The organism is Butyrivibrio sp. AE3009, assembly GCF_000420845.1.
Lineage (GTDB): Bacteria > Bacillota > Clostridia > Lachnospirales > Lachnospiraceae > Butyrivibrio.
Map to the genome: position 1 here is coordinate 45,988 of NZ_ATVS01000020.1, position 14,990 is coordinate 60,977.

General features: G+C 44.1%; 16 protein-coding genes. 12 read left to right on the forward strand and 4 right to left on the reverse strand.

Translation table 11 applies throughout. The annotated features are described in order from the left end of the window. Positions 1-93: 93 nt before the first annotated feature. The 12 genes from hisC to G588_RS0111450 all read left to right on the forward strand — a co-directional run bounded on the left by hisC (position 94) and on the right by G588_RS0111450 (position 9,569). Positions 94-1,215: a histidinol-phosphate transaminase gene (gene hisC / locus G588_RS0111395; RefSeq protein ID WP_330361417.1), complete on the forward strand. Its 1,122-nt coding sequence runs from the start codon at positions 94-96 to the stop codon at positions 1,213-1,215. Further along, positions 1,196-2,278, forward strand: coding sequence for an iron-containing alcohol dehydrogenase family protein (locus tag G588_RS20035; RefSeq protein ID WP_022778870.1), 1,083 nt, complete (start codon positions 1,196-1,198; stop codon positions 2,276-2,278). The genes hisC and G588_RS20035 overlap by 20 nt, the downstream gene beginning before the upstream one ends. A 2-nt stretch (positions 2,279-2,280) precedes the next feature. Continuing rightward, on the forward strand, positions 2,281-3,402 hold the full coding sequence (locus G588_RS0111405; RefSeq protein WP_196804979.1) for an ABC transporter substrate-binding protein: 1,122 nt from the start codon (positions 2,281-2,283) through the stop codon (positions 3,400-3,402). A 5-nt stretch (positions 3,403-3,407) separates the two neighbouring features. Then, positions 3,408-4,217, forward strand: a complete 810-nt coding sequence (locus G588_RS0111410; RefSeq protein ID WP_022778872.1) for an ABC transporter ATP-binding protein — start codon at positions 3,408-3,410, stop codon at positions 4,215-4,217. After that, a complete protein-coding gene (locus G588_RS0111415; protein WP_022778873.1) occupies positions 4,214-5,209 on the forward strand; it encodes an ABC transporter permease in 996 nt (331 codons plus the stop codon). Before G588_RS0111410 ends, G588_RS0111415 begins: the two co-directional genes overlap by 4 nt. A 19-nt stretch (positions 5,210-5,228) precedes the next feature. Continuing rightward, positions 5,229-5,387: a YezD family protein gene (locus G588_RS22095; protein WP_022778874.1), complete on the forward strand. Its 159-nt coding sequence runs from the start codon at positions 5,229-5,231 to the stop codon at positions 5,385-5,387. 15 nt (positions 5,388-5,402) lie between these two features. Next, a complete protein-coding gene (locus G588_RS0111425; protein ID WP_022778875.1) occupies positions 5,403-5,588 on the forward strand; it encodes a hypothetical protein in 186 nt (61 codons plus the stop codon). A 378-nt stretch (positions 5,589-5,966) separates the two neighbouring features. Next, positions 5,967-6,449, forward strand: a complete 483-nt coding sequence (locus G588_RS0111430) for an RNA polymerase sigma factor (protein ID WP_026668738.1) — start codon at positions 5,967-5,969, stop codon at positions 6,447-6,449. Positions 6,450-6,483: 34 nt separating this feature from the next. Then, a complete protein-coding gene (locus tag G588_RS0111435) occupies positions 6,484-7,743 on the forward strand; it encodes a hypothetical protein (RefSeq protein WP_022778876.1) in 1,260 nt (419 codons plus the stop codon). 46 nt (positions 7,744-7,789) lie between these two features. Then, positions 7,790-8,452, forward strand: coding sequence for an HAD family hydrolase (locus G588_RS0111440; protein WP_022778877.1), 663 nt, complete (start codon positions 7,790-7,792; stop codon positions 8,450-8,452). A gap of 116 nt (positions 8,453-8,568) precedes the next feature. Continuing rightward, positions 8,569-8,991, forward strand: coding sequence for a hypothetical protein (locus tag G588_RS0111445; RefSeq protein ID WP_022778878.1), 423 nt, complete (start codon positions 8,569-8,571; stop codon positions 8,989-8,991). Positions 8,992-9,077: 86 nt separating this feature from the next. Then, positions 9,078-9,569, forward strand: coding sequence for a hypothetical protein (locus G588_RS0111450; RefSeq protein ID WP_022778879.1), 492 nt, complete (start codon positions 9,078-9,080; stop codon positions 9,567-9,569). A gap of 161 nt (positions 9,570-9,730) precedes the next feature. Here G588_RS0111450 and G588_RS0111455 read toward each other — a convergent pair whose 3' ends face one another. The 4 genes from G588_RS0111455 to G588_RS0111470 form a co-directional block, all read right to left on the reverse strand. Continuing rightward, positions 9,731-10,945, reverse strand: coding sequence for a ribose-phosphate pyrophosphokinase (locus G588_RS0111455; RefSeq protein ID WP_022778880.1), 1,215 nt, complete (start codon positions 10,943-10,945; stop codon positions 9,731-9,733). Continuing rightward, positions 10,945-11,928 (reverse strand): ATP-binding protein, encoded by a 984-nt coding sequence (locus tag G588_RS0111460; protein ID WP_022778881.1) that lies wholly within the window; start codon positions 11,926-11,928, stop codon positions 10,945-10,947. The genes G588_RS0111455 and G588_RS0111460 overlap by 1 nt, the downstream gene beginning before the upstream one ends. 184 nt (positions 11,929-12,112) lie before the next feature. Then, a complete protein-coding gene (locus tag G588_RS0111465) occupies positions 12,113-13,195 on the reverse strand; it encodes a DnaD domain protein (protein WP_022778882.1) in 1,083 nt (360 codons plus the stop codon). 445 nt (positions 13,196-13,640) lie between these two features. Next, positions 13,641-14,957 carry a Mur ligase domain-containing protein gene (locus tag G588_RS0111470; RefSeq protein WP_022778883.1) on the reverse strand — a complete coding sequence of 439 codons (1,317 nt, stop codon included), beginning with the start codon at positions 14,955-14,957 and terminating at the stop codon, positions 13,641-13,643. Between the last annotated feature and the right edge of the window lie 33 nt (positions 14,958-14,990).

Here is a 14,990-nt window from a genome sequence, read left to right on the forward strand (position 1 = left end):
GGTAGCTTTATAGCAGGCCTCTGGTTTTTTGCGTATATGGGAAATCTATTCCAGACGTAGGCTAGAGAGGCAGCAACAAGGGAGGAAATGAAAGTGGTCAGAGTAAAAGAGGCGGTAAGCAAACTTGCGGAATACAAGCCCGCCAGATCAATTGTTGAAGTGAGCCGGGAATATGGGATCAAGGAAAAAGACTTGATCAAGCTTGCCGGAAATGAAAACAGATTCGGCTGTTCGGAAAATGTCATAAAAGCCATCAACGACAGCAAGACATACTTTTCCTATTACCCTGATGTGAATGTAACAAAGCTTCGGGAAAAGTTGTCGGAAAAACTAAACGTTCCCGGTAAAAATTTAATATTCGGAAACGGATCATTTGAGCTTTTGACACTGATAGGTGAGACCTATATTGAAAAAGACGATGAAGTGATCTACAACGATCCTTCTTTTGGATGGTATCTGAATGTGACGCTGAAAAACGAAGGCACCGTGGTAAGAGTTCCCGTAACAGAGGAAAAGGCGGTGGACACAGAGGGGATTCTCAAGAGAATAAATGAAAAGACCAAGGTAATCTGGCTCTGTAATCCCAACAACCCCACAGGAACAGTGATAGCGCCGGTGGTGCTTACAGATTTCATCGAAAGAGTACCGGAGCATGTTCTGATAGTTCTTGATGAAGCCTATATCGATTTTATAGACGGCGATTACATCGACACTATAGAACTTGCCCAAAGGCACAGCAACGTGATCATTCTCAGAACCTTTTCCAAATCCTACGGACTGGCGTCCTTCAGAGTAGGCTATGGAATCGCATCGGAGGACATAATACGGAACCTTCTTAAGGTAAAGCTTCCCATAAACTTAAGCTTTACTGCTCAGGTCGCAGCGCTGGCTGCCCTTGAGGATGAGGAGTTCACAGAATTTGTCATTTCGCAGAACAGAAAGGAGCTAGGGCGCTACTACAGTGAATTCGAAGCTCTGGGACTTAAGTACATTCCCTCCAACGGCAACTTCATTCTTGTAAGAACCGGCCTGGATGGAGAATATGTGGAAACCGAATTTGCCAAAGAAGGAATCATCATCAGAAAAGGTGAGGAATTCGGCCTTGATAAGTGGCTCAGGATCTCGGTGGGAAGACCTGAAGAAAACAGCAGGGTTATAGAGCTTTTGAAGAAAATATTGGAGGAGATAAGAAAAAATGATCGTAAAAACGCCTAAGTTATACATAAGTGAAAAGGATGCTTTAAAGACAGCGGGACAGTACATAAAGGAATATTCCAAGAATCCTCTTATCATAGGCAGCAGAAAGGCCTTGAACGCAGCATTTTCGGAGCTCCAGCAGTCCCTTGAGGATAACGGCGTAAATTCCGCCAACGTTGACCTTTTTTCCGGATATCCTTCTGAGAACAAGTTCAATTACTATACGGAGCTGGTAAAAAAATACAATGCAGATGCCATCATCGGAATAGGAGGAGGAAGAGTTCTTGACACCGCCAAGGCAACAGCGGATCTGCTGGATATCCCCGTCATCACGATTCCCACAATCGCAGCCACCTGCGCTGCCTGGGCCGGGCTCACAATCCAGTATGACGACGAGGGAAGCTATGTAAAGCCAAGACCTCTGAAGAAGGCTCCGGAACTGATAATAGCTGACACGAGGATCATTCTTTCAGCTCCAAAGAGATATCTTTTTGCCGGAACAATCGATACCTTTGCCAAGTTTTATGAGATTCGTCCAAGTCTTGAACATGCCAAGGATTCACTGAATCTTGATATCTCTTTTTACTCAGCAAAGCTTGCCTACGAAAAGCTTGAAAACAACGTATTCAAGGCAATCAGAGAGGCGGATGAAGGGTACATCGGACAGAGCGCCAAGGATGTGGTGGATTCAATCATATACCTTGCGGGATTTGCGGGAAGCTTCCAGACAAACACAGGATATTACAGCTTCGCCCACCCCTTTTACCACATATCCGCAAGATTTCCCAATACAAGGCACAAGCTTCACGGGGAAAAAGTTGCATATGGCATAGTGGCACAGCTGTTCCTTGAGAACAAGGATGAAAAAGAAATTGAGGAAGTAATAAAGAACTTTGATAAATATCACAACGCGTTTACGCTGGCAGATATCGGACTTGATAAGGACAACTGTAGCGAGCTGGAGAATCTTGCCACTCAGATCAAGGAAGCATTCGACCATGTTGAATGGAATATAAAGGCAATTGTGGATGCGCTTTTGCAGACAGATTCACTGGTACTTAAGTTAAAGGAGGAAGGATGATTATGAAAAAATTTATTGCAGGACTATTGGTAACGGCTATGACAGCTGCGCTCCTTACGGGCTGCGGAAAGGACGTGGCAGGAGCTAAGAGAGATGGAGAGACAGGTGGATATACGCTTAATCTTGGCGCTTCAGGAGATGCGGCGCTTAACAATCCGCTGGTACAGCTGGCTGATGAAAAAGGCTATTTTGCAGAAAACAATCTGACTATTACTCAGACCAAGCTTGAGAATTCGGGGGCGGTAATGTATGACGCATTAAGCGTTGGAAAGATAGATGCAGCCTATGCGCAGGTAGTACCGCCTGTAAGCTACGGCGCCCAGGGATATGATGTAACACTGATAGGAGGAGTTCTCTCCGGAGGTATGGTCTGCGTAACACTTCCCGAGAACTATGAGGAGCTTAAGGATATCAGCAACTGGAAAGGCCATTCCATAGGCGTTGTCCAGATGTCAACAAGTGAGCTGACAACCAGAAACGCACTAAAGGACTACGGTCTTACAGCCGATGATGTTGAGTATGTAATGATAGAGGATTATTCCAGCATCGCGCTTTCTACAGCTAAGGGCAACGTGGATATCGGATTTGTTTCAAGTAACTATGTTGACCAGGCGCTGGAGGCAGGCTGCGTCGTACTTACAACGCTTTATGATATCAAAAAAGATTATGTATGCTGCCGTCAGTCTGCATATACCAAGAATCTTGAGCAGAATCGCGATGCCTATGTTTATTACCTGGAAGGCCAGATAAAAGCCTATAAAGACATTAAAACCGATGAGGAAGGCACAATACAGAGTCTTGTTAAAGCTACCGGTGAGACAGAGGACTACATCCGGACATATATTTACGATGAGGTTGGAAGTGCTCACCGTACCTATAATCCGGATCCTAATTACAACGGAGTTCAGGGACTCTACGACATCATTCTTGAGCAGAAATATGTGGAATCAGATCTCACACTGGATAAGTTCTATGATATTTCTGTATATGCAGATGCGCTTAAGAACGTGATAGCTGATAATCCTGATGACGATTTTTACAAGGATATGAAGGCATATTTCCTGGAGAATAACACTGAGTTTCCTGATTTTGCCAACATTTACGGCGAAGAATTCTGGGGGTGATCTTATTGGCACTTATTGAGATAAAGGATCTGGGACTTACCTACGAAACGGAAAAAGAGAGCTTTGAAGCCCTGAATGACATAAATCTTGAGGTGGAAAAAGGAGAATTCGTCTGCCTTATAGGCCCCTCCGGCTGCGGAAAGAGCACGCTCCTTGGGGTTCTGGAGGGGCTGCTTGAACCCACCAGGGGAAAGGTTCTTATCAACGACAAAGAGATAAACGGCCCCGGCCGGGACAGGGCAGTGGTATTTCAGAACTACTCTCTTTTCCCCTGGATGAGTGCCAGAAGAAATGTGGCTTTTGCCATTATCGAGTCTAAGAGGGGGTATCAGAAGGTAAAAAAGAGCGATGCCTACAGGATAGCTGATGAATTCCTTGAAAAGGTGGGACTCTCCGAATATAAGAATAAGCAGCCCGGGGAGCTGTCAGGAGGAATGCAGCAAAGGGTGGCAATAGCAAGAGCCCTTGCCTGCAATCCGGAGATCCTTCTTATGGATGAGCCCTTCGGAGCCATTGATGCCAAGACAAGGGATGTGCTTCAGCAGCTTCTTTTAAAGCTCTGGGCTGAGGACAAGGAGAAAAAGACGATCGTATTTGTCACTCATGATCTGGAGGAAGCAATCTTCCTTGCGGATAAGATTGTTTTCATGGAGCCAAAAGGAATAAAGAAGATCATCGATGTGAAGATTGACAGGCCCAGATATAAGGAGAAGATGCTGGGGAATGACAGATACAGGACTCTTCGAAGTCAGTTGGTCAGAATGTTCAGTAATGAGGACGAAGAAATAGCTCTTACAGGAGGTGCCGGAATATGAGTAGTTATGCAGAGGCTCCGGCCATTGCTTTTGAAAAGCCGGAAAGAGTAAGGAAAAATACTAATGTGGCATGGCAGAAAAGAATAATCAACATAGCTAATTTCTTTTTTGTTCTAATATGGCTGGCATCGCTTTTGCCCAGCAGATATGACGCAGAGATGAGGATCGGACTCAAGGATTTTAAGGCCTTTGGACTGGTGCTGATTATTATAGAAATCGTATTTCTTTTGAGCAATGGTTCGGAAAAGAGAAGCAGAGCTCAGAGGGACATTGTGGGATTTGTGTATGGGTTCCTTCTTTTATGGGAAGTGGGAGTCAGCCGCTTTAATCTTTTGCCCTATGCCTTTGTGCCTGCGCCGGAAAACGTGTTTTATGTTTTCTTTGAGGATTATGCAAACATCCTGGAGGGCTTCAAGAGCTCAATGGTACTGATCATACTTGGAGTTTTTCTGGCACTGCTTTTTGCAGTAATTCTGGGAACTTTGGTGGGATGGGTGCCAAGGCTTACAAATGCCATATATCCGGTGGTAAAGGCAATCTCAACAGTTCCGCCACTTATATACACCTCCTACATTGTGCTTATAATGCCCACATTTTTCCTTGCATCGCTTACGGTAGTGTTCCTGTCGGTGTTCTGGGGAAGCTTTATGGGAAGCATCAATAATACAGCTTTTGTGGAAAAGAAGGTCATCAACTCGGCGAAAGTTCTGAATATGAAGACACTGCCCATGCTGTTTAAAATCATCATTCCCTTTAACCTTCCGAGAATCATCAACAATCTGCCCATCAATCTGGCCACCGCCCTTATGACTCTGACGGCTGCGGAGATGATAGGCGCATCCAGTGGAATGGGATATTACGTGAGAGTGGCACTGACCTATGCCAATTATACCAAGGCCATAGCCGGTATTATCTTTATCGGCCTTGTGGTTTCACTTCTGAACATCATCATTGGTGTGCTGAAAAAGAAGTTCGTCACATGGGAATATTAAAAAACAAAGGAGAAGTGTAATGGGGGAGATCAGAGTGTGTAAACCCAGATACAGTGAGAAGGATTATCTTGCTGAAGTTAAGAGGATGGTAAAGGAGATAGAATACGGGAGCATCACCATTGTCATCCAGGATGGCAAGGTAATACAGATCAACAAAAATGAAAAGGTGAAGTTTTAAGGAGAAGAATCAGGTATGAAAAGATTTATGATAGTCATGATAGCGGCAACGCTGTTTGCCGGCACGCTTACAGGCTGCAGCGCAAAGACCAGCAGTGCATCCGGACACAAAAATGCCTGCTGCGAGCAGGAAGCGGCGGGCGCAGCATCTTCCTGTTGCGAGGAAAATGCTACAGAAACAAAGAAATCCTGTTGTGACTGAATGATGATATTATGATATAGGTGTCAAAAGTGTTGGAAATTTTTTTTGAAAAATTTCCAACACTTTTTCTTTTTCAAACGTTATATATACAGAAAGCGCTTTTGAACTGTGACAAATGGTTATGAATTATTTTAATTCGTTGGAGGGTAATTATGATGAATTTATATCTGGTACAGCTGGCGCTTAGGAAAAATACGTATTTTCACTCGTGGTACCGATTGGAATCGTTATATAATTGTGAGTATGATAGCGTGGCAACGAGAGCAGCAATTAACCGGGGGCTGACCCAATTAACAAACTGTGAACAACGTTGACATCTGCCAGCCGGTAAAGTTCACAATTTGTTGATGGGGACTGACCACTAAGGGGAGCCGAAATATGGAGCAGGAAATTACCGACTTGTATAAACAACTAAATACCGAACTGCTCAGATGGTGCTGCATCATGACTCAGGACGAGGACATGGCCAGGGAGCTGGTTCAGGAGGGGTTCCTAAGGGCCATCGATCACTACGACGAGATTGAGGGCCTGACATTTCAGCAGAAAAGAGCCTGGCTCTACCGCACCATCAAGAATGTTTTTATCGACACCGTGAGGAAAAGAAAAAACGAGTGCCTTCAGGGAAAGCTGACAGACTCCGAGGAGTTGCCTATGCAGCAGAGCTTCTATGACAAGTACTCGGAAAAAGAGATTCTGGAGGTGCTTAAGACCATGGATGTTCTGGAGGCCAAGCTACTGATCCTTCGGCATGTGGAGGGCTTTTCCTCCAAACAGATAGGAGAAATGCTGGGACTTCCCCCGGGGACAGTCAGAAGCAAGCTCCATGAGGCAAGAGAACATCTAAAGAAAAAGATAATTTAAGAGCATAAATACATACGTTTGAAAGGGGAAAAACATGAAACTCAGAATCAACTGCGAAACCTGTGACGCAAGAAGAATTAACGAAGACAACTACAAGGAGTTTTCCAGTATCAGAATTTATACAGAGAACCTTATCGTTGATGACAGAAGTAAAGAAATCCTCAACAGACTTCCCTTTAACATCAAGGCAGAGGAGGTCAGGAGCAAGGACATCGGCGAAGCTCCCGGCAACATGACCCAGACCATCAACGGTGTATATGAGATTTCGCCCAATTCAACCGTGGCAGAGGGTACCGCTATCTCCGTCAACGGAATGCTTAAGATTGCCCCCGGTTCTCAGGAGGTTTTGAAAAAGTACTGCCGCATAACCGTCAACGGAATCATCCTTTGCCCCAAAAGCATTGCAGCAATGCTGCCTTTCCCGGGACTTTCCATAAACGGCATGACAAAGGCATATCCCGATGACTACGTGCTCATGGACAATCGCTACAGGCTGGATAAGTATTTCCCTGTGAGAGCGCCAAGGGATACTGGCTATTTCGCAGCTACTTTTATCTACGACAATGATCCCGAGACCGATTTTGCCAAACTCTCTGAGAAGAACGTGAAGTTTTCAACGGACAAGATCTATATCAGACAGAGTCACTTGGAGACGGCGCTTCCTCTTTTTAACATAGAGGCGGAGATCGTGGAGATACCCGATAACTGCAGGGTTGTCGTTTCTGATGAGAACGAGATCGACGAGCAGTTCGTCAATACCTACGGAACCAACCTGTATATCATCGGAGATGCTCACATTTCCTCAGCTAATATGAGCGCTCTTAACAGGCTTGAATCCCTTGTTGTGGAGGGCGAGCTGGTCACCAATCAGGAGTGTGTTCCAAGACTTAACGAGATCAAGGCTTCCTACAAAAAAATCGTTGTCGCCAAAGGCATCGTAATAGAAGATATGCCGATTGCCAACCTTGACAGAGTAACCCTTGAAGCGGCAGAAGATGGTATACTGATAAGAGACTGTGCTCTTCTTAAGATTGCAAAAGATATCCCTGCTGAGCTCATCAGAGAAAGGCTCAAGATCAGGGACTGCGCCAAGGTTACCTGCAGCGATGAACAGAAAGGGGCTGTAAGCTCTGTTTCCTCAGACGTTGCATTCATTGGATCGGACACTGTGAAGTCGCTGATCACAAGTATCTTTGGAGGCGGAAATACCGTGGAAGTGAATGAAACACACACTGAGCCCTCAGCCTTTGAGGATGATACGAAATATATTAATGCAGAATACTACGAGCTTTGATAGACCTGACAAGGGGACGGCTTGTGATAAAAAGGAACAGATAAAAATGTCTAAAAACATTAAAGCAGTAATTTTCGACTTAGACGGTACCCTGACCGATACCGAGAAATTCTATCAGATAGCCTGGCCTAAGGCTCTGGCTCACTTTGGATATGAGTGCGAGCCCTGGATGCCTCTGGAGATGCGTTCACTGGGAAGGCCTTTTGCACCGGTTAAGTTCAAGGAGTGGTTCGGAGAGGATTTCGACTATCATACAGTAAGAGAATACAGAAGAGGCCTTGTGGCAGATATTATTAAAGAGCAGGGGATTCCCCTTAAGCCAGGTGCTGTGGAGATCCTGACATGGCTGCGCGAGCGCGGCATTCTTACCTGTATCGCAACCGCCAATGAATATGAGAGAACTAAGGGCTATCTTACTAAGCTCGGACTCTTTGACCATTTTGACAGAATAATTTGTGCAGATATGGTAAAGCAGGGTAAGCCCGCGCCCGATATCTATGCCTATGCCTGTAAGGAGCTTGGACTTTCTCCGGAAGAGACCTTCGCTGTTGAGGATTCGCCAAACGGTGTTACCAGTGCATATGAGGCCGGTTGTAATGTCATCATGGTGCCGGATCTGACACAGCCGGACGAGGAACTGAGTAAAAAGTTGTATGCCTGTGTTCCGTCGCTACTTGATATTAAGGGACTTTTGACACCTACATCATAAAAATACGATGCCATAATTTGCTTTTATACATGTTTATCTCATCCCGCAAATACTATATACTTTCTGATATAAGAGCTTATTAAACAAATTTTTTTACATAAAAGCGGAGAGAGAAAATGAAAAAGAAGTTGTGGTTCCTTAATTTCATACCTGTAATATTGTATATGTCTACATTTGTGATTGACAGCTATATTCAACGCAGGGGATTAACTCTTGGAGACTTCGGTACTGCCTTACTCCTTGGCCTTATGAGTTCCGCCCTTGGAGTTGGCTACAGCACAATGGCTTTTGTAGGCTTTCTTTTTGCAAATGGCAAAGAAAGGTCTCTGGATATAGGCCTTATGATTGCGGTACTTACAGGAACTGTAATAAGCTTCTGCACAGGATTCGCCGGAAGATATATATTGTCGATTGAAGGCGCAGTTCCGGATGTGGGACTTAAGATGAATACCTGCTTTGGAATATGTTACTCGATATTAGCCGTGATAATCACGATACATAATTCCCCCAAATATAACAATAAGGTGGAGAGAATGTGAAAAAAAGAAATACGCTGTTATTAGTGCTTATTATTACGCTGAGAATAATTGCATCATTAATTATTTTTATAGCGATAATATTTTCTATGTTTAAGCCTACTCTTGAAGGAAGTAGTCCGGAGATTGTAACAGCAGGTTCATCCGGTAAAACTTCAGGCAATGAGATTTGCGTAGAAAGGGATGGTGTTAAGTACTACTACTATAAGAGCCTCTTCTCCAAGATTAAGTTTGACAGGTTCGAACTCAGTGTCCAGGCAGAACCTCCTACCGACGGATATCGTTTTGAGAATGATAAGGTAGATATTACTGTAACGAAAGAGGGAAAAAATAGGTTTGAGGTGCGCGTTACAGATGTACTTATTTATAACAATAATCAGGGCAAAGAAATTCATAGTAAAGAGTATATAGGGTTTATCTGTCCCGATAATTTCAGCGATTCACTAATAAAAAATAAGAAATTTGATTCTGCCAAGTATGGAAAGTACTATCATGAAATAACTACGTATTATTATTCTCAGGAGCAGTTTCGTAATACCTACGAGACGGCACTGGATATAGAGGATGAACTAAACGGATAATAAGCTTATAGAGGGCGAGAAAAGGATAATGGATATAGCAGCAAAAAGCAGTACAATGAATTGCGCCGGACGCATGAAAAAGACTATGCCTTCTATAGTATATAGAAAAGACATAGTCTTAATTTATTTATGCGCAATTGATTTCATTCCCGTAGGGAAATTCAGATCTTCTTTTCTGCTTCCATAGAAGCTCTCAGCTCTCCTGAATTGTATCTCTCGATAATATTATTTATTCTCTCTACCGGATTCAGCAGATCACTGATGGAAGCATCATGATTCAGTGTATCAATGAGGTAAGCAATATACTTACTCATATCGCAGCTGATGTACCACTCACGGGAGAGAAGCTCCGGAGTCTGGTAGATCAGGTTGGTTGTAAGGATTCTGTCGATAATGCCTTCTTCGTAGGCCTTGTCGAACTGTTCAAGTCCGCTTGTGAAAAGACCGAAGGTTGAGAAGGCGTAGATTCTTGCAGCCTTTCTCTCCTTGAGGGCTCTTGCTACATCCAGCATGCTCTCGCCGGAGGAGATCATATCATCAACGATGATAACTGACTTGCCCTCAACGCTGGTTCCGAGGAACTCATGGGATACGATAGGGTTCCTGCCGTCGATAACCTGTGTGTAGTCACGTCTCTTATAGAACATTCCAACATCAAGGCCAAGAACGCTGGCAAGATAGATTGCACGACCCATTCCGCCCTCATCGGGAGAAATAACCATCATGTGGTCTGAGTCGATCTTAAGGTCCCAAACATTGCGAAGGAGAGCCTTAATAAACTGATATGTAGTACGAACGGTCTCAAAACCGTTTAAAGGAATAGCATTCTGAACTCTGGGATCGTGAGCGTCAAAGGTAATGATATTGTCAACACCCATGCTCACCAGCTCCTGAAGAGCGATAGCACAGTCAAGAGATTCTCTTGAACTTCTCTTATGCTGTCTTGACTCGTAGAGGAAAGGCATGATAACTGTGATTCTTCTTGCCTTGCCGCCTACAGCAGCGATGATTCTTTTAAGATCCTGATAGTGATCATCAGGGGACATGTGGTTTTCCTGACCAAACAGAGAATAGGTCTGAGAGTAGTTACAAACATCTACAAGAAGGTATAGATCATCTCCGCGGACCGAAGCCTTGATAACACCCTTTGCCTCACCGGTACCAAATCTTGGAACCTCCGCATCAAGAATATAGGAAGGACGCTCATAGCCGGTAAAAGCCAGGCTTCCTTTATGTTCATTCTCTCGTTCTGCTCTCCACTTAACGAGATAGTAATCAACCTTATCTGCAAGTGACCTTACACCTTTAAGTGGTATGATACCCAGGGAACCTACAGGAATGGTCTCCAGATTACGTTTCTCTTCTCTTCTTGGCATTACTGCACAACCTCACTTTCTTTTTGAGCAAGTTTTTTAATACTTCTGATGTCCTGACCTGATAGCTTAAGAAGTCGGTAGTTACTGGTGATCCTTGAGAAAATACGGTCAGAATAGGTGGCCTGTAATTGCTCAAGAGAAAGGTTGGTGGTGATGATGGTGCTCTTTTTGCGGATATCTCGCTCATTGATGCAGGAGAATAGCTCCGAGGCAACAAAAGAGTTGATGAGCTCCGTTCCAAGATCGTCGATCACCAGAAGGTCACACCCGTAAATATCATCGTAGGTGCTCTGTCTGTCGACCTTTTTCTGAGGATTAAAGGCGTTGTCCGCCAGTAACTGGAACAAACCCGAAGAGCTGAAATATATCACTGAGTTTCCCTTTTTGAGGAGCTCGTTGGCGATACAAACAGACAGGAAGGATTTGCCAGTACCCACTGTACCATAAATGAATAAATTTTGGTAGTGTTCCTTAAAACTATTTATAAAATCTTCAGCAGCCTTCTTTGCTCCGTGAAAGCGCTTAAGATCTTCTCCCTGATAGTATTTATCTGTTAAAATCTTGAAATTGGCCTTCTTGGCGAGGGCCTTCAGATTGGACTTGTCATATAACACATCGATTATCTTCTGCTTGAAGCAGTGGCATTTCTCATTGCCGATATAACCTGTGTCCTTGCAGTCGGGGCAGGTGTAGCCCATATCCAGAAAGTCGGAAGAAAACTGAGCTTCCGTCAAAAGAATCTGTTTCTGTTTAGCCAGCTCTGCGAGCTGGTTCTTAAGTATATTTCTGTCCAGCTTCTCGCCGGAGAGAAGTCTTTTACCAAAGCGTACGCTGGCACTGGCGGATTCATCCTCCAGCTCCTTATAGCCCGGGACATTTTCATAAACATAGCGCTGACGTTCCTCCAGTTCAAGTCTGTGAAGGGAGCGTCGCTCCTCATATTCATGCATGATCGCGTCGTATTGAGCATTGGTCAGTGCCATGTTATTCTCCTCCGCATTGATTTTCTTGCAAAACTAGAGCCCTGTACGTGTATCAGGGAAGGCGTAATTGCCACCGCTAAGCCAAAGTACAGGGCCAGGCTTTTGTAATTCTTCGGACCAATTCCCCAATTGACCGAAGCGTTCGATCGCCACCTGCCGCGTATGGCAGCAGACAGCCAATGAATTAGTTGTCCAGAAGCCTTTTTTCCAATTCAGCAAAATCATAGGTGTTCTGCTGGAACTGATTAAAACGGTTCTGGTTAGCGCCAAGGCGAATAGATGATTCGCCGTAACGTTCTTTATTATCGATGGAATTGGAAGCCTTGGATCTCTTTTGTTTGAGATCTGCGGTAAAACTTGCATCCAGTCTGGCAATGTCCTCCCTGGTAATAACTTTACTCTCATGCCAGCTCTTCAGAATACCGTCGCAGTAGCGAAGACGGTTCTTCTGTGTGGCCAAAACAGTACGGTCGCAGGCTTCCAAGATAATCTCCATCGTAAATCCCAACTCCCCACGCCACTTGTTGATGTAGGACACTTCCTTATCTGTAGGATTGTTCTCCATACCAAGTGCTTTCATGATAGTGAGAATGTCACTGTCATGTCTGTAGTTCTCCGCACGGGCCTGTTTTGGTGTTGTGATGCCTTCCTGACTCCAGTTAATGGCAACTTTCTCCATGTAACGGAAGTCAGTTTTATGATTATCGACGCAGTATTGCATCAGATAGTCCAAAAGTTCGTCTGAGAATTTAAGCTCATCGTGAATATAATATATAGTTGAAATCTCTGTGGGATTCAAAGTTCTTCCAAAATACTGTTCCGCAATGAAAAGAAGTCCCTGGCCGTCAGACTGTTTAAAGGATCTGAGCATGGCCACAGAATAGTTGGGCTTCTCGGGAACGGCCTGTGTAACAGGAGGAAGAGCCCTGAGTACTGTGTTCTCCTTCTTTCTTACGGTGTTTTTCTGGGAAGTGATATCTTCCATATGAATTCCGGTAAGATTCTGTGATGCATCGTACTCGAGACTTATAAGTCCCTTTTTCTCCCAATATTTTAAAGAACGGATAACATCCTTTTCCGTATGGTTGAATTTATCGGCCAGAGCACTAACGCTGGTGGATAAATTCGCACTCATCATCCGCAGCAGATAGAGGTAGATCTTAATCTGCGCGTCGTTTGCGTCCTGCATGTATTCGTCGATAAAGATATTTGATACATTTGTTGAATCCTCCCCTAAAGAATGACTGATTGAAACTCGCCCCATCATAAACTTAATCACCTACTTCGCACATTTATCCAAAACCATAAGCCTATTTATTAAGAATCTAAAATTTTTCTTATGTTTTTCGGAACAATTCAGATTATAGCATGGTGATTTTTTATATGATATGGACAAATGTAACGAAGATATTTCAGGTGGGGCCTGAGTTTCCTTATACACATTCTTTTGTGGACAATGTGGATAACGTGGATTATTTTTTCCTGAGAAATTAAAAACAGCCATCGTTAGCGGGAATTTTTACGAAAACGTTTACCCACAATTGATGGCTGTTATCCACATTGAATGATTTACATAAATTGTTTTTTAAAAGTGGAAAAGTGGAAAAGTATTACCTGCGGGGGAGCCTATCCCCGATTTTAACCACATCTGCGGCTCCCGGTGTTATCAACAAATTACCCTTAGTGCAATTTAGCGAAAGGAACTTTTTTGTTCAACTAAAGTTTTCTCTGAACCATGCATCCGCAGGTCCTGCAGTCAGAAGTATGATAAGGTAGCCTTCGCTGTGATCTGATTTTATTTTGCCTGCAAGGTCATCACCAAGCTCTGCCACAAAGGCCTTATCTTTTGCATTTAAATCAGCTATGAATTCCTTGGGTGTGATCACGGGAAGGGATTCATCCTCTCTTGTAAGGAAGGTGGGAAGCCAGTAAACCTTGTCTGCTTTGTCAAAGGCATCCTTGTACAGGGCTCTGACCTCGTGCTGACGGGTGTTCTGATGGGGCTGGTAAACTACAACAACACCTTTTTTGCTGAGCTTTCCTGCCTCTTCCGAAGCAATATCAATAGTGGCCTTTACCTCCTCCGGATGGTGGGCATAATCTGAATAAAAGCCCTCGCTTACCCGCTCAAATCTGCGTCTTACTCCGGGGAATTCATTCAAAACTTCAATTAGCTTCTCGTCTGAAACCTCCCGGCCGCAGTGACGAAGCATTTCCTTCAGGGCGAAAAATGCACTGGTGGCATCCTCTCTTCTGGGACTTCCCGAAAGAGTGATTCGCTTGTCGATTTCAGGGATGATCCGGGGCTCTTTTCCTCCTGCTTTAAGGACATCTACGCCATGGAGAGATGCCTCTTTTGTAGCAAAGATCACGTTCTGAGACTGCTCCTCAAACTGTATGAAGGCCTCTTCGTAATCTTTTCTTGTCTTGTAAATATCAGGATGATCGTAGGACACATAGGTTATAAGGCTGACCCATGGATGGAAATGAAGGAAATTCCTGTCGTACTCATCCGCTTCATATATAAAGAACTTATCTCCCTCTTTGTAAGACCCCGATGGGGCAAAAGAAAGAATGGTTCCCACCAGATATGAAGAGGGCAGGAGTCTGTTACCATTCTCATCCCTGAGCTTATCAATAGCCCAGACCAGCATTGAGGTAGTGGTAGTTTTGCCATGGGTTCCTGCTACAGCCACCATTTTAAGGTCAAGCTCTTTTACCAGCTTCGCGATGAGCTCATCACGCTTGGAAACCTTGATTCCACGCTCTTTTGCCATCAAAAGTTCAGGATGATCCTGGGGAAGTGCTGAGGTGTAAATGAACCAGTCAATTCCCACGGTATCTATTTTTTCAGAAAAATATGTTCCATCCTGAGGGCCCACCTGGTACTCGATACCGGCATTTTCAAGCTCCTTGGCAATTGCTCCAAGACTTCTGTCGGAGCCGTACACATTGATTCCGGCCTTTCTTGCCATCAAAGCCAAAGGTCCCATGCCGGTTCCGGATATTCCTGAAATATATATATTCATAATAGTTTTCTCGATTCTTCTTATTAATATTTT

Coding starts and splice junctions, on each gene's coding strand:
- G588_RS20035 (WP_022778870.1), top strand. CDS start 1,196: ATGATCGTAAAAACGCCTAAGTTATACATAAGTGAAAAGGATGCTTTA.
- G588_RS0111430 (WP_026668738.1), top strand. CDS start 5,967: ATGGAGCAGGAAATTACCGACTTGTATAAACAACTAAATACCGAACTG.
- G588_RS22095 (WP_022778874.1), top strand. CDS start 5,229: ATGGGGGAGATCAGAGTGTGTAAACCCAGATACAGTGAGAAGGATTAT.
- G588_RS0111470 (WP_022778883.1), bottom strand. CDS start 14,957: ATGAATATATATATTTCAGGAATATCCGGAACCGGCATGGGACCTTTG.
- G588_RS0111455 (WP_022778880.1), bottom strand. CDS start 10,945: ATGCCAAGAAGAGAAGAGAAACGTAATCTGGAGACCATTCCTGTAGGT.
- G588_RS0111465 (WP_022778882.1), bottom strand. CDS start 13,195: ATGATGGGGCGAGTTTCAATCAGTCATTCTTTAGGGGAGGATTCAACA.
- G588_RS0111450 (WP_022778879.1), top strand. CDS start 9,078: ATGTTTAAGCCTACTCTTGAAGGAAGTAGTCCGGAGATTGTAACAGCA.
- G588_RS0111445 (WP_022778878.1), top strand. CDS start 8,569: ATGAAAAAGAAGTTGTGGTTCCTTAATTTCATACCTGTAATATTGTAT.
- G588_RS0111460 (WP_022778881.1), bottom strand. CDS start 11,928: ATGGCACTGACCAATGCTCAATACGACGCGATCATGCATGAATATGAG.
- G588_RS0111435 (WP_022778876.1), top strand. CDS start 6,484: ATGAAACTCAGAATCAACTGCGAAACCTGTGACGCAAGAAGAATTAAC.
- G588_RS0111425 (WP_022778875.1), top strand. CDS start 5,403: ATGAAAAGATTTATGATAGTCATGATAGCGGCAACGCTGTTTGCCGGC.
- G588_RS0111415 (WP_022778873.1), top strand. CDS start 4,214: ATGAGTAGTTATGCAGAGGCTCCGGCCATTGCTTTTGAAAAGCCGGAA.
- G588_RS0111405 (WP_196804979.1), top strand. CDS start 2,281: ATGAAAAAATTTATTGCAGGACTATTGGTAACGGCTATGACAGCTGCG.
- G588_RS0111440 (WP_022778877.1), top strand. CDS start 7,790: ATGTCTAAAAACATTAAAGCAGTAATTTTCGACTTAGACGGTACCCTG.